This window comes from Geothrix fermentans DSM 14018 (assembly GCF_000428885.1).
GTDB classification, from domain to species: domain Bacteria; phylum Acidobacteriota; class Holophagae; order Holophagales; family Holophagaceae; genus Geothrix; species Geothrix fermentans.
The window spans coordinates 23,194-46,659 of sequence record NZ_AUAU01000027.1 but is presented as its reverse complement, the minus strand read 5'-3'; the positions used below and the strand labels follow the sequence as shown (position 1 = coordinate 46,659).

Annotated in this window: 20 protein-coding genes; 7 read left to right on the top strand and 13 right to left on the bottom strand. The window is 69.8% G+C overall.

Annotated features, from left to right (window positions below):
- Nucleotides 1-16: 16 nt before the first annotated feature.
- From hppD to G398_RS17535, 4 genes are all read right to left on the bottom strand, one after another.
- On the bottom strand, nucleotides 17-1,147 hold the full coding sequence (gene hppD, locus G398_RS0109555; protein ID WP_052571780.1) for a 4-hydroxyphenylpyruvate dioxygenase: 1,131 nt from the start codon (nucleotides 1,145-1,147) through the stop codon (nucleotides 17-19).
- Between the two features lie 180 nt (nucleotides 1,148-1,327).
- A complete protein-coding gene (gene infB, locus G398_RS21960; RefSeq protein ID WP_026853431.1) occupies nucleotides 1,328-4,411 on the bottom strand; it encodes a translation initiation factor IF-2 in 3,084 nt (1,027 codons plus the stop codon).
- 57 nt (nucleotides 4,412-4,468) lie between these two features.
- Nucleotides 4,469-5,797: a transcription termination factor NusA gene (gene nusA / locus G398_RS17540; RefSeq protein WP_052571778.1), complete on the bottom strand. Its 1,329-nt coding sequence runs from the start codon at nucleotides 5,795-5,797 to the stop codon at nucleotides 4,469-4,471.
- 1 nt (nucleotide 5,798) lies between these two features.
- Entirely contained in the window at nucleotides 5,799-6,368 is a 570-nt protein-coding gene (locus G398_RS17535) for a ribosome maturation factor RimP (RefSeq protein ID WP_052571776.1), read from the bottom strand.
- Between the two features lie 215 nt (nucleotides 6,369-6,583).
- Here G398_RS17535 and G398_RS0109535 point away from each other — a divergent pair, with 215 nt between their 5' ends.
- Both G398_RS0109535 and folD read left to right on the top strand, forming a co-directional pair.
- On the top strand, nucleotides 6,584-7,561 hold the full coding sequence (locus tag G398_RS0109535) for a hypothetical protein (RefSeq protein ID WP_052571774.1): 978 nt from the start codon (nucleotides 6,584-6,586) through the stop codon (nucleotides 7,559-7,561).
- Between the two features lie 63 nt (nucleotides 7,562-7,624).
- Entirely contained in the window at nucleotides 7,625-8,539 is a 915-nt protein-coding gene (gene folD, locus G398_RS0109530; RefSeq protein ID WP_026853429.1) for a bifunctional methylenetetrahydrofolate dehydrogenase/methenyltetrahydrofolate cyclohydrolase FolD, read from the top strand.
- A gap of 84 nt (nucleotides 8,540-8,623) precedes the next feature.
- Here folD and G398_RS0109525 read toward each other — a convergent pair whose 3' ends face one another.
- Complete coding sequence (locus tag G398_RS0109525; protein ID WP_043484608.1) at nucleotides 8,624-9,382, bottom strand: 3-oxoacyl-ACP reductase family protein; 759 nt, start codon at nucleotides 9,380-9,382, stop codon at nucleotides 8,624-8,626.
- A gap of 46 nt (nucleotides 9,383-9,428) precedes the next feature.
- Between G398_RS0109525 and G398_RS0109520 the strand changes: the two genes are divergently transcribed.
- The gene (locus G398_RS0109520) at nucleotides 9,429-9,737 is read left to right on the top strand and encodes a 4a-hydroxytetrahydrobiopterin dehydratase (protein WP_043484605.1); all 309 of its coding nucleotides are present in this window, start codon (nucleotides 9,429-9,431) and stop codon (nucleotides 9,735-9,737) included.
- 124 nt (nucleotides 9,738-9,861) lie between these two features.
- On the opposite strand, the gene G398_RS0109515 is transcribed toward G398_RS0109520, so the two are convergent.
- Entirely contained in the window at nucleotides 9,862-11,601 is a 1,740-nt protein-coding gene (locus G398_RS0109515; protein WP_169720640.1) for an RluA family pseudouridine synthase, read from the bottom strand.
- A gap of 135 nt (nucleotides 11,602-11,736) precedes the next feature.
- Complete coding sequence (locus tag G398_RS0109510; RefSeq protein WP_052571773.1) at nucleotides 11,737-14,535, bottom strand: M16 family metallopeptidase; 2,799 nt, start codon at nucleotides 14,533-14,535, stop codon at nucleotides 11,737-11,739.
- Nucleotides 14,536-14,725: 190 nt separating this feature from the next.
- Here G398_RS0109510 and G398_RS0109505 point away from each other — a divergent pair, with 190 nt between their 5' ends.
- Genes G398_RS0109505 through G398_RS0109495 form a run of 3 tightly spaced genes read left to right on the top strand, consistent with a single transcriptional unit; the run spans nucleotide 14,726 to nucleotide 16,079 of the window.
- Nucleotides 14,726-15,199: a hypothetical protein gene (locus G398_RS0109505; protein ID WP_026853424.1), complete on the top strand. Its 474-nt coding sequence runs from the start codon at nucleotides 14,726-14,728 to the stop codon at nucleotides 15,197-15,199.
- A complete protein-coding gene (locus G398_RS17530) occupies nucleotides 15,196-15,702 on the top strand; it encodes a hypothetical protein (RefSeq protein WP_043484604.1) in 507 nt (168 codons plus the stop codon). Before G398_RS0109505 ends, G398_RS17530 begins: the two co-directional genes overlap by 4 nt.
- Before the next feature lie 20 nt (nucleotides 15,703-15,722).
- On the top strand, nucleotides 15,723-16,079 hold the full coding sequence (locus G398_RS0109495; protein WP_026853423.1) for a PadR family transcriptional regulator: 357 nt from the start codon (nucleotides 15,723-15,725) through the stop codon (nucleotides 16,077-16,079).
- Nucleotides 16,080-16,530: 451 nt separating this feature from the next.
- On the opposite strand, the gene G398_RS0109485 is transcribed toward G398_RS0109495, so the two are convergent.
- From G398_RS0109485 to G398_RS19665, 4 genes are all read right to left on the bottom strand, one after another.
- Nucleotides 16,531-17,274: a DUF899 domain-containing protein gene (locus tag G398_RS0109485; RefSeq protein ID WP_026853422.1), complete on the bottom strand. Its 744-nt coding sequence runs from the start codon at nucleotides 17,272-17,274 to the stop codon at nucleotides 16,531-16,533.
- 319 nt (nucleotides 17,275-17,593) lie between these two features.
- Nucleotides 17,594-18,034, bottom strand: coding sequence for an SRPBCC family protein (locus G398_RS0109480; RefSeq protein WP_026853421.1), 441 nt, complete (start codon nucleotides 18,032-18,034; stop codon nucleotides 17,594-17,596).
- Nucleotides 18,031-18,378 (bottom strand): ArsR/SmtB family transcription factor, encoded by a 348-nt coding sequence (locus tag G398_RS17520; protein ID WP_043484600.1) that lies wholly within the window; start codon nucleotides 18,376-18,378, stop codon nucleotides 18,031-18,033. The genes G398_RS0109480 and G398_RS17520 overlap by 4 nt, the downstream gene beginning before the upstream one ends.
- A gap of 486 nt (nucleotides 18,379-18,864) precedes the next feature.
- Nucleotides 18,865-19,494 (bottom strand): uracil-DNA glycosylase family protein, encoded by a 630-nt coding sequence (locus G398_RS19665; RefSeq protein WP_026853420.1) that lies wholly within the window; start codon nucleotides 19,492-19,494, stop codon nucleotides 18,865-18,867.
- Nucleotides 19,495-19,566: 72 nt separating this feature from the next.
- Between G398_RS19665 and G398_RS0109465 the strand changes: the two genes are divergently transcribed.
- The gene (locus G398_RS0109465) at nucleotides 19,567-20,808 is read left to right on the top strand and encodes an FG-GAP repeat domain-containing protein (protein WP_026853419.1); all 1,242 of its coding nucleotides are present in this window, start codon (nucleotides 19,567-19,569) and stop codon (nucleotides 20,806-20,808) included.
- Between the two features lie 7 nt (nucleotides 20,809-20,815).
- On the opposite strand, the gene G398_RS0109460 is transcribed toward G398_RS0109465, so the two are convergent.
- Entirely contained in the window at nucleotides 20,816-21,406 is a 591-nt protein-coding gene (locus G398_RS0109460; protein ID WP_026853418.1) for an isochorismatase family protein, read from the bottom strand.
- Nucleotides 21,407-21,423: 17 nt separating this feature from the next.
- Nucleotides 21,424-23,463, bottom strand: coding sequence for a M13 family metallopeptidase (locus G398_RS0109455; protein WP_026853417.1), 2,040 nt, complete (start codon nucleotides 23,461-23,463; stop codon nucleotides 21,424-21,426).
- Between the last annotated feature and the right edge of the window lie 3 nt (nucleotides 23,464-23,466).

Genomic DNA, 23,466 nt, shown 5'->3' with positions numbered 1-23,466 from the left:
AGGGGGCATGGGCGTGTTAGAGCACGCCTCTCTTCTTCTGATCCAGCTCAATGGAGTCATACAGGGCTTGGAAATTGCCCTCGCCGAAGCCCATGTTCCCCCGCCGCTGGATGATCTCGAAGAACAGCGGCCCGACCTGGTCCTCGGTGAAGATCTGCAGCAGGTAGCCGGTCCCGTCACCGTCGATCTGGACGCCCAGCTCCTGCACGGTGGCAAGGTCCTCCCGCACGGTGTAGCCGCTCTTGGCGATGCGGCCGGGCAGCAGCTCGTAGTAGGTGTCCGGCACGCGCAGGAACTTGAAGCCCTGCTCCTGGAGGGTGCGCAGGGTGTGGAAGATGTCGTTGGTGGAGAGGGCGATGTGCTGCACGCCCTGGCCGCGGTGGCGGGTGACGTACTCCTGCACCTGGCTCTTCTCGTCCGTGGGCTGGTTGATGGGGATGATCACGCGGTTGTCGGCGCTCTGCACCACCTTGGAGTCGAGGCCCGTGCCCAGGGCGCCGCGGATGTGGAACTCGCGGGTGACGACGAACCCGTAGACGCGCTCGTAGAAGTCCACCAGGGCGTCCATCTCGCCGGGGCCCACGTTGTTGGTGAGGTGGTCCACGCGCACCAGGCCGGGCTCGCAGAAGGCGGGGGCCGGGTCCGGCGTGAGGCCGGGCCAGAAGGCGGGCTCCCCCTTCCGCTCGTCGGCGTTCCCAGGCGTGCGCTGCACGAGGAAGTTCCAGACATCGCCCACGCCCTGGATGGCCGCGAAGCGGAGCGTGCCCTGGCCCAGCTCATGGGTCTCGGGCTCCAGCATCACCCGGGCGCCCTGGGCGCGGGCCTGGGCCAGAGCCACGTCCAGATCCTGCACCGTGAAGTTCAGGGCGCAGACCCCCTCGCCATGAGCCTGGAAGTAGCGGCCGGCGGGGTGGTTCGAGACCGCCTCGAAGATCAGGATGTCCATGCGCTGCTGGCGCAGGTGGACCAGCCGGCCCCAGGCGTGGTCGCCGCTGGCCACCCGGGCGAAGCCCAGGCGGCGGTAGAGGGTCTCCAGGCGCGGGATGGAGCCCGTCAGCTGGAAGTGGTCGATGCCCGCCAGGCCCAGGGGATTGCCCGCGGGCTGCCGGTTCGTGGGGGCGGAGAGGGCGAAGCTGGGAGCGGACATGGATACCTCGTCTGGAACGACCGCCCATTCTGGGTTCGGATGGCCGTGACAAGGATCACATGAATTGTCATTACCCGAGCGGATTCAACATTTAAATACCACTAAGTCAATTATGACAATCAATGAAAAACGGGCCCGCTTCGCGGGCCCGTTTCCGATCTGCGCGAAGCGCAGATCGCCTCAGGTGAGGCTCGTGGCGATCACCTTCTCCTTGCTGAAGAACTCGAGGATGTCCCCTTCCTTCAGCTCGTCGAAGCCGTCGAGGGAGATGCCGCAGTCGAGGCCGTTCTTCACCTCGGTCACATCCTCCTTGAAGCGCTTGAGGTTCTTGAGGCCGCCCTCGAAGAGGACCTCCTCGCCGCGCTTCACGCGGACCTTGTTGGACTTCTGGACCTTGCCCTCGGTGACGAAGGAGCCGGCGATGACAGCCTTGCCGATCTTGAAGAGCTGGCGCACCTCGGCCTGGCCGTGGATGGTCTCCTTCTCGGTGGCGTCGAGCATGCCGACCATGGCGCGTTCGACCTCTTCCGTGACCTTGTAGATGATGTCGTGGAAGCGCAGGTCCACGCCCTCCTCGTGGGCGAGTTCCTCGGTCTTCTTCTCGGCCTTGGTCTGGAAGCCGATGATGGTGGCCTTGGAGGCCTCGGCCAGGAGCACGTCGTTCTCGGTGACGGTGCCGGCGGCGCTGTGAATGATCCGCACGCGGACCTTCTCGGTGCTGAGACGCTCCAGCTGGCCCACCAGGGACTCCACGGAACCCTGGGTGTCGGCCTTGATGATGAGGGGCAGCTCCTTGACCTGGCCGTCCTTGAGGGTGCTGAACAGAGTCTCCAGCGTGGCGCGCTGCTTGAGCTGGGCGGCCTGCTTGGCCTTCTCCTGGCGGAAGGAGACGATGGTGCGGGCCTTGCCCTCGTCCTCCACCACCTGGAAGTTGTCGCCGGCGCTGGGCACTTCCTCGAAGCCGAGGATCTGCACGGCGGTGGACGGCTCGGCCTCGGTGACGCGCTGGCCCAGGTAGTCGAACATGGCGCGGACGCGGCCCATGGTGGCGCCGGCCACGAAGATGTCGCCGGCCTTCAGGGTGCCGCGCTGCACGAGCACCGTGGCCACGGGACCGCGGCCCCGGTCCAGGCGGCCTTCGATGATGGACCCGGCGGCGGGGCAGTCGTAGACGGCCTTCAGCTCCTTGAGGTCCGCCACGAGGAGCAGGGTCTCCAGCAGCTCGTCCAGGCCCTGCTGGGTCTTGGCGCTGACGAGGACGGCCGGCACGTCGCCGCCGTAGGCCTCGGTCTGGACGCCGTACTGGAGCAGGCCCTGCTGGACCTTGTCCGGGTTGGCGCCGGGCTTGTCGATCTTGTTGATGGCGACCACCAGGGGCACGTCCGCGGCCTTGGCGTGGTTGATGGACTCCACGGTCTGGGGCATGACGCCGTCGTCGGCGGCCACCACCAGGACGGCGATGTCCGTGACCTTAGCGCCGCGGGCGCGCATCTTGGTGAAGGCCTCGTGGCCCGGGGTGTCGAGGAAGACCACCTTGCGCTTCTCGCCGGTGTTGGGGTCCTTCACGGCCACGTGGTAGGCGCCCACGTGCTGGGTGATGCCGCCGGCCTCGCCAGCCGCCACCTTGGTCTTGCGGATGGCGTCCAGCAGCGAGGTCTTGCCGTGGTCCACGTGGCCCATGATGGTGACCACCGGGGGCCGGGCCAGCTTCTCGCCCAGGACCTCGCCGGACTCGTCGGCGGCGATCTGGACGTCCTCCTCGAAGGAGACGATGTCGGCCAGGTAGCCGAACTCGCGGGCGATCTCCTTGGCCATCTCGGTGTCGAGGGGCTGGTTGATGGTGGCGAAGATGCCGCGGTGGAGCAGCTTGGCGACGACGTCCTTGGCGGGACGGTTGCACTTCTCGGCGAGCTCCTTGACCGTCACGCCCTCGGACAGCATGACGATGCCGATCTCATCCTCGACGTACTCGGTAGCCACCTGCTGGGCGCGGGAGCGGGGCTGGCGGAGCTTGAGGTCCAGCTCCTCCTCCTTGCTCCGGACGAAGCCACCCTTCTTCTTGCCGCCCTTCTGGGCGCCGCGGCCGGGGCCCTTCTGGCTGTTGGGATCGATGGGACCCGCGGCGGGGAGCGAGGGGCCGCGGCCGGGTCCTCCGGGGCGAGGGCCACCCGGACGGCCGGGTCCGCCGGGGCGGGGGCCCATGCCGGGACGGCCGGGACCGCCGGGGCCGCGACCGGGACCGCCGGGGCGACCGGGGCCGCTGGGCCGGGCTCCGCCAGCGGGCCGGGGCTGGGGCAGCTGGATGTAACGGGCGGGCTCCTGGGGCCGGGGGGCCGGGGGAGGCGTATCCGAGGTCTTGATGCGGCTGAAGCCCTGGTCGGACCTCATCTCCGTGATGGCGGGCGGGATGTAGGGCCGCCGGTGGGGCGTGGCGGGCGCGGGCGCGTCATGGCGCACCTCGCCTCGGCCGGTGTTGGTGGCCATCTGGAGAACGGCCTTCTCCTTCTGGGGCATGCCGGAGCGCTGCACATTGCTGGGCGCCGGGGTCTGGCCCGGGCGCTGCACGATGGGACGGGCGCCGGCCTCGGGGCGGGGACCGCCGGCCTGGCCCGCGGGCTGGGCGGGCCGCTGGGGGGCCGAGCCGCCTGTGGGGCGCGCCGGGGGCAGCTGGATGTAGCGGGCGGGTTTCTCCTCGCGGGGCGCGGGGGCCGCTCCCGTGGACACCTTCAGGCGGGAGAAGGTCTCCGGAAGCGGCTCGGCCGGGGCCGGGGCCGGTGTGGGCGCCGGGGTGGGCGCGCCAGCGGCCGGAGCCGCGGGGGTCGCGGCCACGGGGGGCTGCGCGGGGGCGATGGCGGGCTCGGCCGCCTTGGGCTGCGGAGCCGGCGCCTCGGGGATGGCGGAGACCGGAGCCTGGGGCTCCGGCTCAGGCTCCGGCCGGGGCTCGGCCTTCTTCACCAGCACGGCGGGCGCGGGCTTGGGCACCTCGACCGGGGCCTCGGCCTTGGGCTCGGGGCGGGGGGCGGCGACCGGGGCGGGGCCCTTCACCACCTTCACGGCGGCGGAGGGCTTGTGCAGCGCGAGGGGGGGGGCCTCGCTCTCCCCCTTGTGCTTGCCCTGGAAGGCCCGGCGCAACTGGTCCGCCTGGTCATCAGTGAGGTTGGAGCTGTGGCTCTTCCCGGGGAGGCCGAGACGCTTCTCGGCGGCCTCGATGACCTCCTGGTTGGCGACTCCGAGCTCTTTGGCGAGTTGGTTGATACGCAGCATGTAAGCGGATTACCTCGGCCTGGGTGTGGGGAACGGGAAGGGCTGCAGGTCTACAGCCTACTCCCCGAAGTGAGCCTGCACGGCATCGATGAGACGGAAGGCCAGATCCTGGTCCATGCCATCCACCTGCATGAGCTGCTCGGCAGTGACAGTGTAAAGGGATTTGGCGTCGGGATAGCCCGCGGCGGCCAGCTTGGCGGCAAGGGCGGCATCCAGTCCCTCGGCCTGGATCTCGTCCAGCAGGGTGGAGGCGGGGGCGGCGGCCTCGGCGGCGGGGGCCGCCTCGGCGTCCATCTCGGGGAGGGCCAGGCCCATGGCGACCTCGGCCTCGCGGCGCTTGTCGGCCTCGCTGCGGACATCGATGTTCCAGCCCGTGAGCTTGGCGGCCAGACGGACGTTCTGGCCCCGCTTGCCGATGGCCACGCTGAGCTGCTCGTCGTCCACCACCACCTCGACCCGGCGGTTCTCGGGGTCCACCAGGTTCACGCGGATGGCCTTGGCGGGGTTCAGGGCGTTGGCGATGAATTGGGAGGCGTCATCCGAGAAGCGGACGATGTCGATCTTCTCGTTCTTCAGCTCGCGGATGATGGCCTGGACGCGGCTGCCCTTGAGGCCCACGCAGGCGCCCACGGGATCGACATCGGGGTCGAGGCTGTGGACGGCCACCTTGGCGCGGTCGCCGGCCTCGCGCACGCAGTTGCGGATGACCACGGTGCCGTCGTGGATCTCGGGGACTTCATTTTCGAAGAGCTTGATGAGCAGCCGCGGATCCGTGCGGCTGACCTGCACCTGGGGGTCCTTGGCGCTGCGGTCCACGCTGACGATGACCACCTTGATGCGCTGGCCCTTGTCGAAGCGGTCGCCGCGCAGCGCCTCCGAGCGGCGCAGCATGGCCTCCACCCGGTCGATCTCGAGGATGATGGCGCTCTTCTCGAAGCGCTTCACCTCGGCCACCACCACCTCGCCGATGCGGTCGGCGAACTCGGTGAAGATGCGCTCGCGCTCGGCCTCGCGGACCTTCTGCACCAGCACCTGCTTGGCGGCCTGGGCGGCGATGCGGCCGAGCTGGCTGGTGTCCTGGGGCAGCCAGAGGGTGTCGCCCTCTGCGGCGTCCGGGTTCAGCTGCTGGGCCTCCGCCAGGCTGATCTCCAGGTCCTCCTCCTCGACCTCCGCCACGACCTGCTTCAGGGCGTAGACGTGGAACTCGCCGGTCTCCCGATCCATCTGGGCCTGGAAGTTGCCGTAGAAATCCTGGGCGTTGAAGAACTTGTCCGCGGCCTTGGCCAGGGCCTCCTCCACCGCCGCGAAGACGTCTTCCTCATTGATGCCCTTCTCGGCGGCGATCATCTTCACGCTGTCGAAAAAGGTCGTTGCCACGTTCGCCATCTCAGGCCTCCTCGTCCTCGGCGGCGCTTGTCTCTACGCCGTCGGCATCAGGTAATTCGCTCAAACGGGCGGCCAGGTGCTTGGGCCGCGGGGTCTTCTCTTCATCAAAAGGCGCCAGGCGCGCCTTCTGGATGGCTTCGAGGGGAATGGCCTTGAGGACGCCGTCCTCTTCGAGGGTGACGCTGCCGTCCTCCACGGGGCCGATCCAGCCCTTGAAGCGTTTCTGGCCATTGATGGGCGCGGCGGTCTGCGCGCGGCAGAGCCGGCCCGCGAAGCGACGGAAGTGCTCGGCCTTGACCAGGGGGCGCTCCAGGCCCGGGCTGCTCACCTCGATGCCCAGGGTCTCGCGCAGGTCCGGGAACTCCACGTCCATCCACAGCAGCAGGCCCTCGTGGGCCGCGGTGCAGTCGTCCAGGGTGATCCGGCGGCCGCTGGTCTCGGCGTCCAGGTGGTCGATGTAGAGGCGCAGCACCTCGTCCCGGCCTTCGCGGGCGGTCTCCAAGTGCACCAGCTCGTAGCCCAGCAGGGCCAGCTGGCGCTCGATGGGGGGCTGCAGCTTCTTCAGATCCACTCAGGCTCCGTCAGAACAACAAAAAAGGTGGGCCGAACCCACCCAGTCTTGGCCCCCGGGTCCGGGATGCCATGGCCGAATTGACCTATGAGTCTACCGCCATCAAGGGGAGATGCCAAGGCCGGGAAAGGGATTCTGGGTCTCAGGGCCGAATCCTGTTCCAATGGAAGGTCCGCCGGGCGGACGTGTGGAGCTTCATGCGGCAGGGTTCACTCATGAGGAGAGCGAGGCTGTGGGCGCCGCTCGCGGCCGCGCTCCTGGCCGGAGGCGGGGCGCAGGCGCAGGAAGCCGCCCTGGCCCTGGGCCGTCTCCACGAGGTGGGGGAGAAGGAGTTCACCTACACCTGGCGGATGGACTACTACCAGCGCCTGACGCCGCATTTCGCCGTCTCCCTCGGCTGGCTCAACGAGGGCCATCTGGAGAACCACCATCGGGATGGCTGGACCGCCCAGCTCTGGGCCACCCGGGACCCCCGGGGCCAGCGCCTGCGGATGGGTGTCGGCCTGGGCCTCTACCGGTCCTTTGACACCAGCGTGGAGGAGGGCGGGAACGGCTACCGGAACGACCACAACACCCGGCCCCTCCTCTCGGTGGCCATGGCCTATCCCCTCGGGGACGGGGACCTGTCCGCCCAGGTCCAGCTCAACCGCACCCTGGGCGGGCGGGACCCCGTGACCCAGGCCGTACTCCTGGGCCTGCTGCTGAGGATCGGGCCTGCCGAGCCGGCGGCACCCAGTCCCCCGGCTAGGCAGGCGGGAGAAGGCCGCCAGGAGGTCCTCTTCTACTACGGGCAGACCATCCTCAACAGCGACACGAGCCAGACGGCGGACGCCTACGAGATCGCCTACCGGCGGCGGATCTCCCCCCACTGGTCCTGGAGCGCGGGCTACGTCAACGAGGGATCTCCGGAGAAGGTGCGCCGCGACGGTGTGAGCCTCCAGGCCTGGCTGGACGGGTTCTTCCTGGAGCGGCGGCTGCGCCTGGGCATGGGCGTCGGTCCCTACGCCACCCGCGTGGAGCACTACGAGGGAGGGCCGGACCGGGACGACGTGCGGCTCTCGGGACGCGTCACCCTGGCGGCGGGCTGGCGCCTGGCCCCCCAGTGGATGGCCCACTTCACCTGGAACCGGACGGCCACCTCCTACCACCGCGACACGGACGTGCTGGCGGCGGGCCTCGGCTTCGATTGGTAGGTTTCGACTGGTAGGCTGGAAAGGGGGCCAGCGAGTCCCCTTTTCCAATGGGAAGGATGGCTCATGGCTCAGGTGCTGGATGGCAAGGCGCACGCGGACCGCATGCTGGAGGCGGTGCGCCAGGGAGTGGAGGCCCGGCAGGCCAAGGGACTCCGCGCGCCGGCCCTGGCCGTGGTGCTGGTGGGCGATGATCCCGCCAGCCACGTCTACGTCCGCAACAAGTCCGCCGCCTGCGCCAAGGTGGGCATCACCTCCCTGGAACATCGCCTGGCCGCGGACACGCCCCAGGCCGAGTTGGACGCCCTCATCGACCGCCTGAACGCCGATTCCGGCGTGGACGGCATCCTGGTGCAACTGCCCCTGCCCAAAGGCCTGGACTCCAAGCGGGCCCTGCACCGCATCAGTCCCGCCAAGGATGTGGACGGCTTCCATCCCGTGAACCAGGGCCTGCTGCTGGAGGGTCTGCCGGGCCTGCGCCCCTGCACCCCCAGCGCCTGCATGTCCCTCCTGGCCCACCATGGCGTGGAGCTCAAGGGCCTGCGGGCCGTGGTGCTGGGGCGCAGTGAGATCGTGGGCAAGCCCATGGCCCTCATGCTGCTGGAGCAGCACGCCACGGTGACCATCGCCCACAGCCGCACGAAGGATCTGCCCGCCGTGTGCCGGGAGGCGGACCTGCTGGTGGCCGCCGTCGGTAAGCCCGGCCTGGTGGAGGGCTCCTGGATCAAGCCCGGCGCCGTGGTGGTGGACGTGGGCATCAACCGCGTGGACGACCTGGCCCTCGGCCAGCGCATCTTCGCCGCCGAACCGAAGAAGCTGGAGACGCTCATCGCCAAGGGCGCCGTCCTCTGCGGCGACGTGCGCTACGGCGAGGCCATGCAGGTGGCCTCGGCCGTGACGCCCGTCCCCGGGGGCGTCGGGCCTCTCACCATCGCGGGGCTGCTGACCAATACCCTCCAGGCGGCGAACCAGCTGGACTAATCCGGCGGCCCCGTGGCATGACCTCCTCGCCGGATCCTCGCTTCGCAGGCTGCCCCGCAGCCTGCTCCGCGATCCGGCGGTCGGTCAAGGGCAGAGCCCGCCGTCCACGTTGATGATCTGGCCGCTCATGTAGCTGGCCCAGTCGGAGCAGAGGAAGGCCACGACGCCGGCCACCTCCTCGGGCTCGCCCTCGCGCTTGAGGATGGCGGGGGCCAGCATCTCCCGGCGCAGGTCCTCGGGCACGTCCTGGGTGAGCTCCGTGTGGATGAGGCCGGGGTTCACGGCATTCACCAGCACGCCGAAGGGCGCCACCTCCCGAGCCAGGCTCTTGGTGAGGGCCATGACGGCACCCTTGCTGGCGCCGTAGTTGGTCTGGCCGGCCTTTCCGATGATGCCGGTGGGGCTCACGATGTTGACGATGCGGCCCCACTTGCGGGCCATCATGCCGCGCACGAAGGCCTTGGTGGCGTACACGGTGCCGCGGAGGTTCACGTCCATTACCTCCTCCCACTTCGCGTCGCCCATGAGGATGAAGGGGCCGTCCTTGCGCGTCCCGGCGTTGTTCACGAGGATGTCCACGGGGCCCAGTTCCGCCTTCACCCGGTCCGCGGCGGCCTCCAGTTCTGCCTTCACCCGCACGTCCGCCAGCACCACCATGGCCCGGCGCCCCATGCCCCGGATCTCCTCGGCCACGGCCTCGGCCAGATCCTGGTTCTTCTGGGCATGCACCACCACGTCCGCGCCCCACCGGGCGAACTCCACGGCGATGGCCCGCCCGATGCCCCGGGAGGAGCCGGTGACAAAGGCGATGCGGCCGAGCAGGGGAGGCTGGTTGAAGGGCATGGCGCGATTCCAGGGCAACGGATTAGGATGCCCCATGGGAGAAAGCATGTCCAAGGATCTGGTCAGCCCCGACGCCATGGAGGCCTTCCTGAAGTCGCACCCCGATTGGGTCGCCCAGGGGGATGCCCACGGGCTGACCCTCCGGCGCCGCTATGTTTTCTCCGCCTACCCGCGGGGCCTGGGCTTTGTCATGGCCGCAGCGGAGCACGCCGAGAAGGTGAACCACCACCCGGACCTGACGCTGGGCTACCGCTGGGTGGTGGCGGTGCTCACCACCCATGTCAGCCGCGGCGTCACCCAGCGGGACCTGGACATGGCCGAAGCGCTGGACCGGATGTACCTGGAGCACATTTGACCGACGGCCAGGTGGCGGAGAACGCCGGGTGGCGGCGTTCGGAGTCGGGTCCCGGCGAGGAGGTCATGCCACACGCGGGCGCCGGACCGCGGGCGGTCCGGCGCATGAAATGCTTGTGGTCGGATCAGGGCTTTCGCGGCTTGGGTTTGACGGTCCGGGGGGCCGGTTTTCGGGCGGGGCGCTCGGAGGATCCGTAGCTGCGGCGCGGGCGCTCGTCGCCGCCCTCACGGCGGGGCCGGGCCGGGCGATCGCCGGGGGTGAAGGGGCGGCCAGGCCGCTTGTCACCGTCGTCGCGCCGGGGGCGTGCAGGGCGCTCGGAGGATCCGTAGCTGCGGCGCGGGCGCTCGTCGCTGTCCTCACGGCGGGGCCGGGCCGGGCGGTCGCCGGGTGTGAAGGGGCGGCGGGGCCGCTCGTCACCGTCGTCGCGCCGGGGGCGGGCGGGGCGGTCGGCGGCGCCGTAGCTGCGGCGCGGGCGCTCGTCGCCGTCCTCGCGGCGGGGCCGGGGTCGGTCGCCGGGGGTGAAGGGGCGGCGAGGCCGGTCGCCATCGTCGTCGCGTCGCGGACGGGTGGGGCGCTCAGCGGAGCCGTAGTTGCGGCGGGGCCGCTCGTCGCCGTCGTCGCGCCGGGGGCGGGCAGGGCGGTCGGCGGAACCGAAGCTGCGGCGCGGGCGTTCGTCGCCCTCTTCGCGGCGGGACCGTGCCGGACGGTCGTCGGGAGTGAAACGGCGGCGGGGCCGCTCTTCCTGCTCCTCCTCGCGGCGAGGCCGCGAGGAACCCCCCAGGGGACGCTCGCGCTCCTCGGGCCGATCGTAGCGCTTGGCGCGGGCCACGCGCTTGAGCTTGTGGTCGCGGCTCTCCGTGGGCTGGAAGATGCCCTCCTCGCCCTTGGCGCCAGTGGCGGCGCGCTGCAGGCGGGCGGAATTGCGCAGGGCCTTGAGGGCCGCCTCCATGTCCGCGGGCATGGGGGCCGTGACGGTGACCTGCTCCTCGGTGACGGGGTGCTTGAAGCCCAGCAGCTCGGCGTGCAGGGCCTGGCGGTCCAGCAGCGGGCTCTCCACGCCGTAGACCTGGTCGCCCAGCAGGGGGAAGCCACGGTCCGCGAACTGCACGCGGATCTGGTTGCGGCGGCCGGTCTCCAGGCGCACCTCCACCACGGTGTGGCCGGGCAGGCGCTCGATCACGCGGTAGTGGGTGACGGCCTCCTTGGCGCCCGCGGGCATGCGCTTGCCGCCTCCGGGGCCCTTGCGCACCTTGGCCACGGACATCTTCAGGGACTTGGCGTGCTCGATGAGATGGCCGGCCAAGGTGCCGCTGTTCTCGGGCAGCTCACCCACCAGGATGGCGAAGTAGACGCGCTGGAGGCGGTGCAGCTCGAAGTGCTTCTTGAGGCCGTGCAGGGCCTCGGGCGTCTTGGCGAAGACCAGCACGCCGCTGGTGAAGCGGTCGAGGCGATGGACGATGTAGAGGTTGAAGCGCTTGAAGCCGCGGCGGCGGTAGGACTCGGTGATGGCCTCCGCCAGGCTGGGCTCGCCGCCCTGCTCGGCGGGTACCGTCAGCAGGCCCGCGGGCTTGAAGACGAAGAGCAGGTGGTTGTCCTCCCACAGGGTCTCGTAGGGTCCGGAGCTCAGTTTTTTCGGGGGAGGCAGCACCTCGTAGGTGAGCTCGGGATCGAAGACCACCTTCACGGTGTCGCCGGCCTTGAGCCGGTGGCCGTGCTTCTCGGCGGTCTCGCCGTTCACCGTCACGCAGCGGCCGTCGATGAAGCCCTTGGCCTGCCGGTGGCTGATGACCATGACCTTGTGCAGCTCCGAAGCCAGGGCCGCGCCCTCCTGCTCGGCCTTCCATTCCCGTTCGATGCGCGCCATGGCCACGCCCTCCGTCATCGCCCCGCGTCACTGATCAACGCCGAGCGGACATCCAGAAGACCATGGATCGCTGTTTCCTCCTAGCAAAATGGGGGAGCGGCAGGCCGCTCCCCCATTTTGCCAGCACGAGAAAGACTACTTCTTGGTGAAGTCGCCCGCTTTGACGATGACGAGCTTCGCGGGATCCAGGTGCCGGCGCAGGGCGGCGTTGACCTCGTCCAGCTTCAGGGCCTTGACCTTCGCTTCCAGCTCCGCCTCGAAGAGCACGGAGCGGCCGAGGTAGAGCGAGCTGTTCAGCCAGCCGGCGATGGCGCGGTCCTCCTGGCGCTGGGCCTCCTCGCCCTGGAGCCAGGTCTTCCGGGCGAAGTCCAGCTCCTCCTGGGTGAAGCCGTCCTTCAGGGCCTTCTGGAGTTCCTCCTGGAAGGCGGCCTCCAGCTTCGCGGCGTTCTGGGGCGCGTAGATGGCGTAGCCCTGCCAGGAGGCCACGGGGTCCTGGCTGCTGACGTTGACGTAGGAGCCGGCGCCGTAGCTGAAGCCCTCCTTCTGGCGCAGGCGGTCCGCGATGCGGTTCTTGAGGGCGCCGCCGCCGAGGATCTGGTTGGCCATGAGGAAGGCGGGATAGCCGGGATCCGTGTCCTTCATGGCCCAGCGCTCGGCGGCGATGAAGATGGCCATCTTCTTGTCCGGCGTCTCCAGGACCCTGGACTGGCCGGGGACCTCCTTCAGCCGGGCGGGGATGCGCGCGTAGGGCGACGTGGAGGTCCAGCTGCCGAAGAGCTCAGTCACCAGGGCCTGGAGCTCCTGGGCATCGAAGTCGCCGGAGGCCGCGAAGGTGGCGTGGTCCGCCCCGTAGAAGGCGGCATGGAAGGCCTTCAGGTCCTCGGCCTTGGCCCCCTTCAGGTCCTGGAGCCGGGTGTCGAAGGACCGGTAGGCCGAGGGGTGCCCCGCGGGGTAAGCGTCGAAGGTCCGGCCCAGGAACTCCATGGCCTTGGCCTGGGGCTCCTGGCGCTGGGACTCGATGCCCGTGCTCTGCTGCTTCGCGAGGGTCTCCAGCTCGGAGGCGGGGAAGGCGGGCTCGCGCAGGACTTCGGCCACCAGCTTCAGGGCGGCCGCGAGGTGCTCCCGGGGGACCGTGATGCGGGCGTTGGCGGAGGTGGCGCCGCCGGTGACCATGACCTCGGCCTTCAGCTGGTCGAAGGCGTCGGCGAGCTCCTGGCGCGAGTGCCTGAGGGTGCCACGCATGAGCATGGCGCCCGTGAGCTCCGGGATCGCCTGCTTGTCGCGCAGGGAGGCCTCCTGGCCGAAGCGCAGGGTGAGCTGCACCGAGGCCATGCCGCCCTTGGTCTTCTTGGGGAGCAGGGCGCCCTTGAGGCCATTGGGAGCCGTGAACCGGATGGTGCGCCGGTCCACGTTGGCGGGGCTGGCGTCGAAGGCCTCGCCCTGGGCGATGGTCTGCCTGCCCGTGTACGAGGCCACGTCGGCGGCGATGTCCGGCAGGCCCGGCACCTCGGTGCGGTCTGGCTTTTCCGTGGGGACGTACTCCCCGAGGGTGCGGTTGCTGGGCTTGAAGTAGGCCACGGCCGCCGCCTGGACCTGCGCGAGGGAGGCCCCCAGGGTGCGGTCGCGGTCCAGGAACCACTCCCGCCAGTCGCCCGTGGCCATGGCCTCGCTCAGGCCGATGGCCATGGCCTTGGTGTCCGATAGGGTCTGGTCGATGCCCTTCTGGACCTGGGCCTTGGCCCGGTCCAGTTCCGCCTGGGTGAGGGGCCGGTCCTTCAGGCCCTCCACCTCGCGCAGGAGCACCTCCTGCGCCTTCCCCAGGTCCCCGTCCTTGGGCAGGACCACGCCGAACATCTGGTAGCCGGGTTCGTAGGTGGTGAAGGAGAGGGGGAAGACCTGGGCGGCCAGCTTGGTCTCCACCAGGGCCTTGTAGAGGCGTCCGCCGGGGGCGTCCGTCAGGATGGCCGCCGCCAGGTCCGTGGCGCTGCGGTCCGGGTGGGCCCCGGGGGCGATGTGGTAGCCGGCGATCAGGAGGGGCGTGCCGCCCACGCGCCGGATGGTGACGAGGCGCTCGCCGTCCTGGGTGGGCTCCACCGTGTAGGTGGGCTCCAGGGTGCGGGCGGGCTTGGGGATCCGCCCGAAGGTCTCGTTGACGAAGGCCAGCGTCTTCGGCCCGTCGAACTTTCCCGCCACCACCAGCACGGCGTTGTCCGGCTGGTAGTAGGTCCGGTAGAAGGCCCGCAGGTGGTCCACGTTCACGTGCTCGATGTCGCTGCGAGCGCCGATGACGGGCTTGCCGTAATTGTGCCAGTCGAAGGCCACCGACAGCACCCGTAGGCCCGTGACATTGAAAGAGCTGTTCTCGGTCTGCTCGAACTCGTTGCGGACGACGGTCATTTCGCCGCTCTTGCCGTCCTTGCCCCACAGCGTCTCCGCCGTGAAGCTGCAGTTCAGCATCCGGTCGGCTTCCAACCCCAGGGCCTTCTTCAGGTTCTCCTCGGAGGCCGGGAAGGACACGTAGTAGTTCGTGCGGTCCAGGTTGGTGGTGCCGTTGGCGTCGCCCCCCAGCTCGTTGAGGATCTTCCAGGTGTCGGGCCGGTCCTTGGTGCCCTTGAAGAGCATGTGCTCCAGCAGGTGGGCCATGCCCGTCTCGCCGTAGTGCTCCATGCGGCTGCCCACCAGGTAGGTGATGTTGGTGGTGATCGTGGGCTTGCTGGCGTCGGGGTAGAGCAGCACCCGGAGGCCGTTGGCCAGGCGGTACTCGGTGATGCCCTCCACCGTCGTCACCTTGACCGGCGCGGGCACGGGAAGGGCCTTGGCCTTCCCCCTGGGGGCCGCCTTCACCGCGGGGGCCGGCCTGGAGGCATCGCCCGCCACCAGCGCCAGGGCCAGGGCCCCGCACAGGGGCAGCGTGAATCGACGGGACAGGGACATGTGACCTCCAGGCTGCGAAAGATCCCCCACGGGAAGCCCTCAGCTTACGCGGCACGTGGGGAAGGGCCAGTTAAGACATGTTTAGGCCCGCCCCCAGGTTCCTCCGGAGGGGTTGACCGCGACGGTGGGGTGATCATAATGAACCATCTAGATGTCATAAACATCTAGATGTCATATTGGAGCCTTACCCATGTCTGCCTTCGTCCTGTTCCTGCTGGCCCTGATCGGCCTGCTCCTGTCCGCCCGGAAGGACCGGGTCCGCACCCGCCAGGCCCTGGGGGCGGCCTGGCGCTCCTGGCTCGGTCTGCTGCCCTCCCTCCTGGGCCTGACCGCCGGCATCGGCCTGATCACGGCCCTCATATCCCCCCAGGCCGTGGCACGCCTGTTCCAGGAGCACGGGGCCGTGGGCTTCCTCCTCCTGTCCGGCGTGGGCGCCCTGCTCACGATTCCCTCGCCGGTGGCCTATCCCCTCGCGGGGACGCTCCACCGCATGGGGGCCAGCCTGCCCGCCCTCGCCAGCTTCATCACCACCCTCACCATGGTGGGTCTCCTCACGGCGCCCCTGGAGGTCAAGGCCTTCGGCCGGGCCTTCACCGTCCGGAGGCAGGCCCTGAGCCTGGTGCTGGCCCTGGCCATCGGCGCCGCCATGGGGGTGCTGCTGTGAGCCGGGCCTGGCGCCCCGTCGTCGGGATCCTCGTCGCCATCGCGGCGGTCCACCTCGCCCTGGCCTGGCGCTTCCCGCAGCTTGCCCTCGCCTCGGCCAGGGGCGGCCTGCAGGGCTTCCTCCAGATCCTGGCCATCCTGCCCGCGGTGCTGGTCCTCCTGGCCCTGTTCGACGCCTGGGTCCCCCGGGCCGTGGTGGAACGGAGCCTGGGCCCCGGCTCCGGCTTGCGGGGGGTGGCTTTCGCCATGCTGCTGGGCACGGCGGCGGCGGGGCCCATCTACGCGGCCTTCCCCCTGGGCCTGTCGCTCCGGGAGAAGGGGGCGCGCACCGCCAACCTGGTGATCTTCCTGGGGGCCTGGGCCGCCATCAAGGTGCCCATGCTGCTGCTGGAGAGCGCCTTCCTGGGACCCCGCTTCGCCCTGATCCGCCTGGCTCTCACGGTTCCCGGGATCCTCGGCTGCGGGTTCCTCATGGAGCGCCTGGAACGGCGCCCGGCGCGCTGAGGGTACACTCCAGACATCCCATGCCCGCCGCCCGCCGCCACGCCCGCCACCTCCCCGCCTTCATCCTGCTGGCCCTCACGGAAGGCCCCCTGCACGGGCACGCCATCCGGGCAGAGCTCCATGCGCGGTTCGCGGACTTCAAGGGGGATCCCGGCGCCATCTACCGGACGCTCCAGGCCCTGGAAACCGCCGGCGAGGTCACGGCCCACTGGGACACGGACCACCGGGGCCCGGCCCGGAAGATCTACGAGCTGACGGCCGAGGGCTGGGAGCGGCTCGGGTTCTGGGAGGCGGACATCCGCCAGCGCCTGGGCTTCCTGCAGGGCTTCCTGGACGGCTACGCGCAAGTCCGGGGGCGCGGCCCCGGCCGATCCTGATCCAGCAGGCTCCGGAGGCGAGCCTCCCATTCGCCGGGGAGGTCCTCCAGCCGGAGGCCGGCTGAACGGAAACCCGCCAGGCCGGACAGCGGGGGCTACCGGGCGGAGACGGCCTCGGAGCGGCCCTGCCGCCTGCGGACCCACTGCGCCAGGTACCGGATGGAAAGGAACGCGAGCGAGGCGAGGCACGCCACGAGCAGCGAGGTGCGGAGCAGAGATGCGCTTGAGAAGGAAAGGCTGATCCCCGTCCCTGCCGCCACGTAGGCCGCGAGGCACATGGGGCATTTCGGAAGCAGGACCAGGACGATGCCTGGGACGCCCCACCGCCTCAGCCGCCGCGCGAAGGCCCGCCCGGCTGGACGAGGCGCCTCCGGGACCGGACCCCCGCCGTGGGGACCCTCCGCCGGTGGGGCGGAGGATCCCGGGCGGATCTCGCAACAGGTCGGAGGCGTCACGGCTTCCCTCCGGCGACCATGAAGGCGAAGGGGTCCTCGGCACCGTACCTGTCGTGATGGCGGAGCCACTGCATGGGATAGGCGTCGGCCTCTTCGTCGCGGCCCTTGGGGACGATGTCCAGCAGGTCGTAGGTGCCGATGAACGATTCGAGCCCCCGGGCATAGGACGAGTAGGTGTGGTAGATATTCCCCGCCTCGTCCCTGGCGAACACGCTGATGCCCGGCGCCTCCTGCAGCGGGAACGGCCCGGTGGCGTAATTGTAATAGGGGGTGCGGCGCTGGATCTCCTCCTCCGTGAACGTGACGTTGAAGTCACGGTTGAAGTCGTTGTCATGGGAGGACACCCACTGGAAGGACCAGCCCATGCGCTTCTTGAAGGCCTGGAGTTTCGGCAGGGGGGCGCGGGACACCGTCACCATCGAGACATCGCGGTGGTTCAGGTGCACGATGGCCGGGTTGTAGTGGTCCGCGAGGAGAGAACAGGACTTGCACCCCTGTTCCCAATCGGGATGGAACATGAAGTGGTAGACCACCAGCTGGTTGCGGCCCTCGAACAGATCGCCGAGGGAGACCTTGCCTCCGGGAGCGTCGAAGAAGTAGTCCTTTTCGACCTTCATCCAGGGAAGGCGGCGGCGTTCTTCGGCCAGCTTCTCCCGGAGCCTGGTGAGTTCCTTCTCCTTTTGCAGGAGCTGGAGACGCGATGGGAGCCATTCCTCCGCGGAAACGATTCGGTTGTGCATGACAGTCCTCCTTCTGAAGGTTTATGCCTCAGTGCCTCTGCCTGAGGTCGGGGGGGGATGTTCCGCGGCGATGGAACGCAGCGCCGCGAAGGCAAACGCGGTCTTTCCTTCGCCCAGGGCGAGGGCAGGCGTTCAGCGAGCCGGCTTCCTGTCGATGGAGCCCGGGCCGCGGCCAGGTGCTTCGGCCGCTCCTCGACCCATCATGGTCATCGATGTGCCGCCGCCCCGGATGGGGCAGAGGCCTGGTTCACGTCAGGCTGCCGTGGTCATGGGTGGGCCCATGGATGCAGCCGTGGATGGGGTGGATGGCGACGGCGGATCATGCCGCGCGGACGTGCCCGGCGAGCAGCTCGAGAATGTGGGTCCAGCCCATCTCATGCGGAATGGCCGCGGCCTGGTCGGGCAACTGCTCGTGGGTGACCACGACGTTGGTTCTCCGGCCTTTCTTCAGGAATTCGACCGTCACGAGCGTCTCCGTGTGCTTGGTCGCTTCGGAGATCCACGTGAACTTCAACACGCGGGGGCGTTCGATGACCTGGTACCTCCCGGTATGGACGTGGGGTCGGCCGGGTTCCGTCATGACGATCTCGAACTCGCCTCCGACCCTCGGATCGACGCGGGCGGTGGCGTCCACGCAGGTCGAACACCGCATCCAGGCCGCGAGGCTCTCCGGGTCGAGCCAGGCGTCGAACAGTTCCTCGGCGGTGGCGTCGATCTCGCGCTGAACGACGACCGCCGGAAGGGGGATGGTGTGGTTCATCTCGGGTTTCTCCTGTGGGTCTGTTCTCGTTTCGTTTGGATGAAGGTGTCGAGGGCCGCGAGCCGGTCGTCCCAGAACCGCCTGTAGTGCTCGATCCATGCGGAGGCTTCTTCCAGCGGGCCCGCGTTCAACGAAAGCACGTGGTCCCTTCCCCGGACCTCCCGCCGGACGAGCCCCGCCCGCTCCAGCACCCGGATGTGCTTCGAGGTGGAGTTGAGCGAGATCGGAAACGCCTCGGCGAGTTCCGTCACCCGCGCCTCGGAGCTGGCCAGTCGTGCGAGGATCGCCCTCCGGGTCGAATCGGACACCGCCCCGAACACCTGATCGAGCCTGTGCCCTTCCATCACGCGCCTTCCCGGGCGCGGCCCGGGGCGGGCGCGCCTTCGATCGGTTCGAGCGGCACCATCCGCGCATCGTAGGTCTTCATGCCGTCCTTTCCATGTTGGAACAGGTGAACATTCACCCATGTGGGTGAATGTATGAAATCGGGCACCGGCTGTCAATGGCTGCTCGATAAAAATCTTTCCTGCTTATCGGCCAAGCTCAGCCCCATGTTCGCAAGATGAAAGGCTGGAGCCGGAGATGACGGAGAAACGGCCTCGGGTCCACAGATTTGCACAGATTGAAAACGGGGCTGCGGCTGATTTGGGGGTGCAGCTTCGCAGGGGTGGGCGCTCCCATGCCCTCCGGCAACGCCGGAGGCCGCCTTCGGCGGGCCCACGCATGGTGGGTCGAGCCCCCTCCGCGCTCTCCGTGCGCCCGAAGGGCGGTCTCTGCGCCCTCTGCGTTCCGCTTTTCTGGCTGAGGCTCGCCGATAATCAGGAAATCTTTTAGCGGAGATCGAGGGGGGCGTCCGGATCCGGGCAGAGCAGGGTCTCGAGCCGGGCCATCCAATCCCCGCGGAGGTCCTCCAGCCGCAGGCCCTTGCCCTTGCCCGGCGCGGCCTGCAGCAGGCCCTGGGCGCTGGGATGGGGCAGGGCGTGCAGCTCGAAGGGAGGCGCGCCCTCCAGCCGCAAGAGCACCCACTCCGCCCGCTTTCCGAAGGCGATGACGCGCAGCGGGGAGGTGACACCCTGCGAAGCCCGGGTCAGTTCCGAGACGAGCCGGGCCAGGTTGGCGGGGGCCAGCAGATCCTTGTTGGAGGGGGCGTGGAAGTGCTCGCCATCCTTGGTCGGGCAGGCGGGGTAGGCGTTGCTGAGGGCCGTGCCGAGCAGGCGCGGCGCCAGGCCTAGCGCCTTGAACCGGGCCCCGTCCCAGTCCACCCAGGCGGCGTCGGGCACCTCGGCGCGGCCCGTGGCGGCCAGGGCGCGGTAGACGGTGATGCCGGCGCCGTCCCCCCAGAACGGGAGGCCCGACTGGTCGGCACCCCGGGGGCCCGGCGCCTCGCCGAAGAGCATCACCGACACCGGGCCGGCATCGGGGAAGAGGGCAGGAACAGGGTGGCCTTGGATGCGGGGCATGGGGCTTCCGGAAGGCTTACATTCTGCGATGGTCCCGTGCCCGGGCGGAGTGCTTCCCGCAGGAGGTGGATCGTGAGGCGATTCAGGGAAGGCTTCTGGACTTGGTCCGGGCGGCTCGCCGGCGCGGCGCTCCTGCTCGGATCGGCCTGCGGCGGCGGGGGTGGGGACGTGGTGATCCCGCCTTTCTGGGTCTGGGGCCAGGTGGTGGTGGCGGATCTGGATGGCGATGGGCGGGACGACGTGGCCGTGGCCTCCACCCTGATCGACGGCGGAACCCACCGCAACAGCGTGCAGGTCTTCCTCCGGGGCGCCGGGGGCGGGTTCGCCGCGCCGAGCGCGTACCCCCTGGCCTTCGATCCCTGGGGAGTGTCCGTGGGCGACCTGGACGGGGACGGCCGGCCGGATCTGGTCGTGGCCATTCCCGCCTCCACGCCCCCCCAGCTGAACACGCCGGGAGACAGCGGCGGACTGGTCCTGCTCCGGCAGGATCCTGCCACGCCAGGGCGCTTCCTCGCGCCGGTCTGGGTCCGGACCGGCGGGGCGGCCGAAGCCTGCGCGGTGGCGGACCTGACGGGGGACGGCCTGGCCGATGTGGCCGTGGCCGATGGGGTGCTCGTCAACGGTCGCATCCTCCTGCTGGCGCAGGCTCCGGCTCCGCCCGGCTCCTTCCTGCCGGCCGTTCCGGTGCCGGTGGCGGCCGGCCAGGGGTTCAGCAGCCTGGTGGCCTCGGATGTGGATGGCGATGGCCGGCCGGACCTGGTCCTGGCGGGATCCGGCGGCCTCGCCGTCCTCCACCAGCGCGCGGGCGGAGGCTTCGCGGCGCCGGTTCTCCTCGCCGTGGGACAGCGGTTCGACGGGGTCGCGGCCGCGGACCTGGATGGCGATGGCCGGCTGGACCTGGTGGCGGCGAATCCCGGAAATGCCCCGAATGGCGGGAGGGGCGGGGCCAGTGTGACGGTCTTCCTCCAGGCCCAGCCGGGCATCTTCACGGCCACGGCCGTCCCCGTGGCCGACGGGGCGCGCCAGGTGGCCATCGGCGATCTCGATGGCGATGGCCTGCCGGAGGTGGCGGTCATCTCGCTGGTGTACCAGTCGCTCTCGACGCCGTCGAAGGTGACAATCCTCCGGCAGTCGGCCACCCGGCGGGGGACCTTCGTGGCCGCGGCGGCCCTGGACGGAACCCAGAATGCCAACTTCCTCGCCCTGGGCGATGCGGACGGGGACGGCCGCACCGACCTCATCCTGAACGAGGGACCCAGCGTGATGCTCCAGACGGCACCGGGCGTCTTCAGTCCGCCGCGGGCGCTCCGCTGAAGGAGCCTCAGCCCGGCTGCCCCTCCTTCATGAGCGCCGACAGCGCCTTGAACTGGGGGTGGTTCTTGTCGCGGGCCCACTCGAAGGCCACGGACTCGTGGTTGGTGAGCGTGGCGCCGGCGGCGGCCATGCGCTCCAGCGCATGCTTCCGGTATTCCTCACCGCGGCCGCTGACCGCATCCCAGCAGAGGTGCACCTCGTGGCCCGTGGCCAGCAGCTCCAGCACCGTCTGCATGACGCAGACGTGGGCCTCGATGCCGGCCACGACGATCTGGCGCTTCTCCCGGGCCAGGTCGGGCCGCGCCTGCTGGAGCAAGGCTTCGAACCCTGAGTCGCCGCAGCACCCGAAGGCGGTCTTCTCCAGGAGGAACTTCGGCGTGGCCAGGGCCTCGTAGGTGGCGCGGATGCTCTCCTCCGTGGGGCCGATGCCCTTGGGGTACTGTTCCGTGAGCACCACGGGCACCGAGAAGAGGTCCGCCAGCTTCATGAGGCGGCGGGTGGCCTCCAGCACCAGGGCCGGCCGGTGGACCATGCCCACGAGCTTGCCCTGGAGGTCGATGACCACGAGGATGCTGCGGCTGGAATCGAGAAGGGCCATGGAAGCCTCCTTGCCTGCTACCAGATCTTCACGCGGTCCGCGGGGGCCAGGTAGAGCTTCTGGCCGGGCTTCACCTCGAAGGCGGCATACCAGGCGTCCAGGTTCCGCACGGTGGAGGGCCGGAACGAGGCCGGGGCGTGGCCGTCCGTGAGGATCTGCTGGCGGAGCAGGGGCTCGCGGGTCTTCTCGCGCCAGCTCTGGGCGTAGCTGAGGAAGAACTGCTGGTCGCCGGTGAGGCCCTGGACCACGGGAGCCTCCTTGCCCTTCATGGAGAGGCGATAGGCATCGTAGGCGGCGGCCAGGCCGGCCACATCGGCGATGTTCTCGCCCAGGGTCTGCTTGCCCTTGATGTGCAGGCCGGGGAAGGGCTCGTAGGCGTCGAACTGCTTCACCAGCTGATCCGCGGAGGCCTGGAAGTGCTTCAGGTCCTCGGGCGTCCACCAGTTCTGCAGCTTCCCGGTGGCGTCGAAGAGGGAGCCGGAGTCGTCGAAGCTGTGGCTGATCTCGTGGCCGATCACCGCGCCGATGGCGCCGTAGTCCATGGCCATGGGCCGCTTGGGGTCGAAGTAGGGCGGCTGGAGGATGGCCGCCGGGAAGTTGAGGGCGTTCATCACGGGCAGGTTCACGGCGTTCACGAGCTGGGGGTTCATCACCCATTCGGTGCGGTCGATGGGCTGGCCGAGCTTCCTGAGGTTGCGCTCGTACTCGAAACGCTCCGCCCGCTGGGCGTTGCCGAAGGCATCCCCGGCCACGGCCTTCAAGCCGCGGTAGTCGCGCCAGCGGTCCGGGTAGCCCACGCCCACCTTGAGCGCCTCCAGCTTGGCGATGGCCTTGGCCTTGGTGGCGGGGGACATCCAGTCCAGGCGCTCGATGCGGAGGCGGAAGGCCTCCTTGATGTTGGCCACCATCTCCTGGGCGCGGGCCTTCTCCGAGGGCGGGAAGTACCTCGCCACGTAGGCCTTCCCCACGGCCTCGCCCAGGGCGCGGTTGGTGGCTTCGACGCCGAGCTTCCAGCGGTCGCGGGGCCTGGTGGCGCCGCTGAGCACCTTGCCGTAGAAGGCGAAGGACTGCTCGCCCACGGCCTTGGGCAGCACCTCCGCCCAGCGCTGGAGGGCGTGGAAGGTGAGGTAGTCCTTCCACACGTCGAGGGGGACCTCGGCGGTCAGGGCCGAAAGGCCCGTGACAGCGCCGGGCTGCCAGACCACGAACACCGGAGGTTTCGAGAGGCCCGCGGCGGCGAAGAAGGCCTCCCAGTCCAGGCCCGGGGCCTTGGCGGGGAAGTCCGCGCGGGTCCAGTGGTTGTTGCCCTTCTGGACGTCGCCGGATTCCTCGCGGCCCAGGTGGGCCTTGGCCATGCGGGTCTCCAGGTCCACCACGGCCGTGGCGCGGGTGAGGACGTTCGACAGCCCCGCCAGCTTCAGCATGGCCGCCACGTGGGTGGTGTACTGGGTTCGGACGGCGGCCATGCCGTCGGAGGGGTCCAGGTAGTAGCTGCGCTCGGGCAGGCCCAGGCCGCCCTGGAGCAGGAAGGGGGCGTACTGATCGGGATGATCCAGATCCTGCGCCACCCAGAGGCCGAGGAAGTTGGCCGTGTGGTACTGGGTGTTGTTCAGGACGTCCACGTCGGCCCGCAGCGTGGTGCCCAGGTAGCGGGCCAGGGCTTGGCGGTCCCCGATGGCGCCGATGGCCCGGAAGGTGGGCTGGAGGGGGGTGAGCCCCTTCCGTTCGATGGCCTTCTCCGCCATGAAGCTGGTGTAGAAGTCGCCGATCTTCCGCAGCTCGGACCCGGCCGGGGCCTTGGAGGCGGCCTTGATCAGGTCGGCCGTGCGCCGGTCCGTGAGGTCCGCCACCTCGCGCCCGACCCCGTACGAGCCCCGGTCCGCGGGGATCTCCGTCTTCTTCACCCAGGCGCCGTTGGCATAGGCGAAGAAGTCGTCGCCGGGGGCCACGCTGCGGTCCATCCCCGCCAGGTCGAGACCGCGGGGCTCGGCCTTGGGCGGCGCCGCCACCAGGGCGGGGACGAGAGAGAGGGCAAGGAGGGACAAAGATCCGCGCATGGG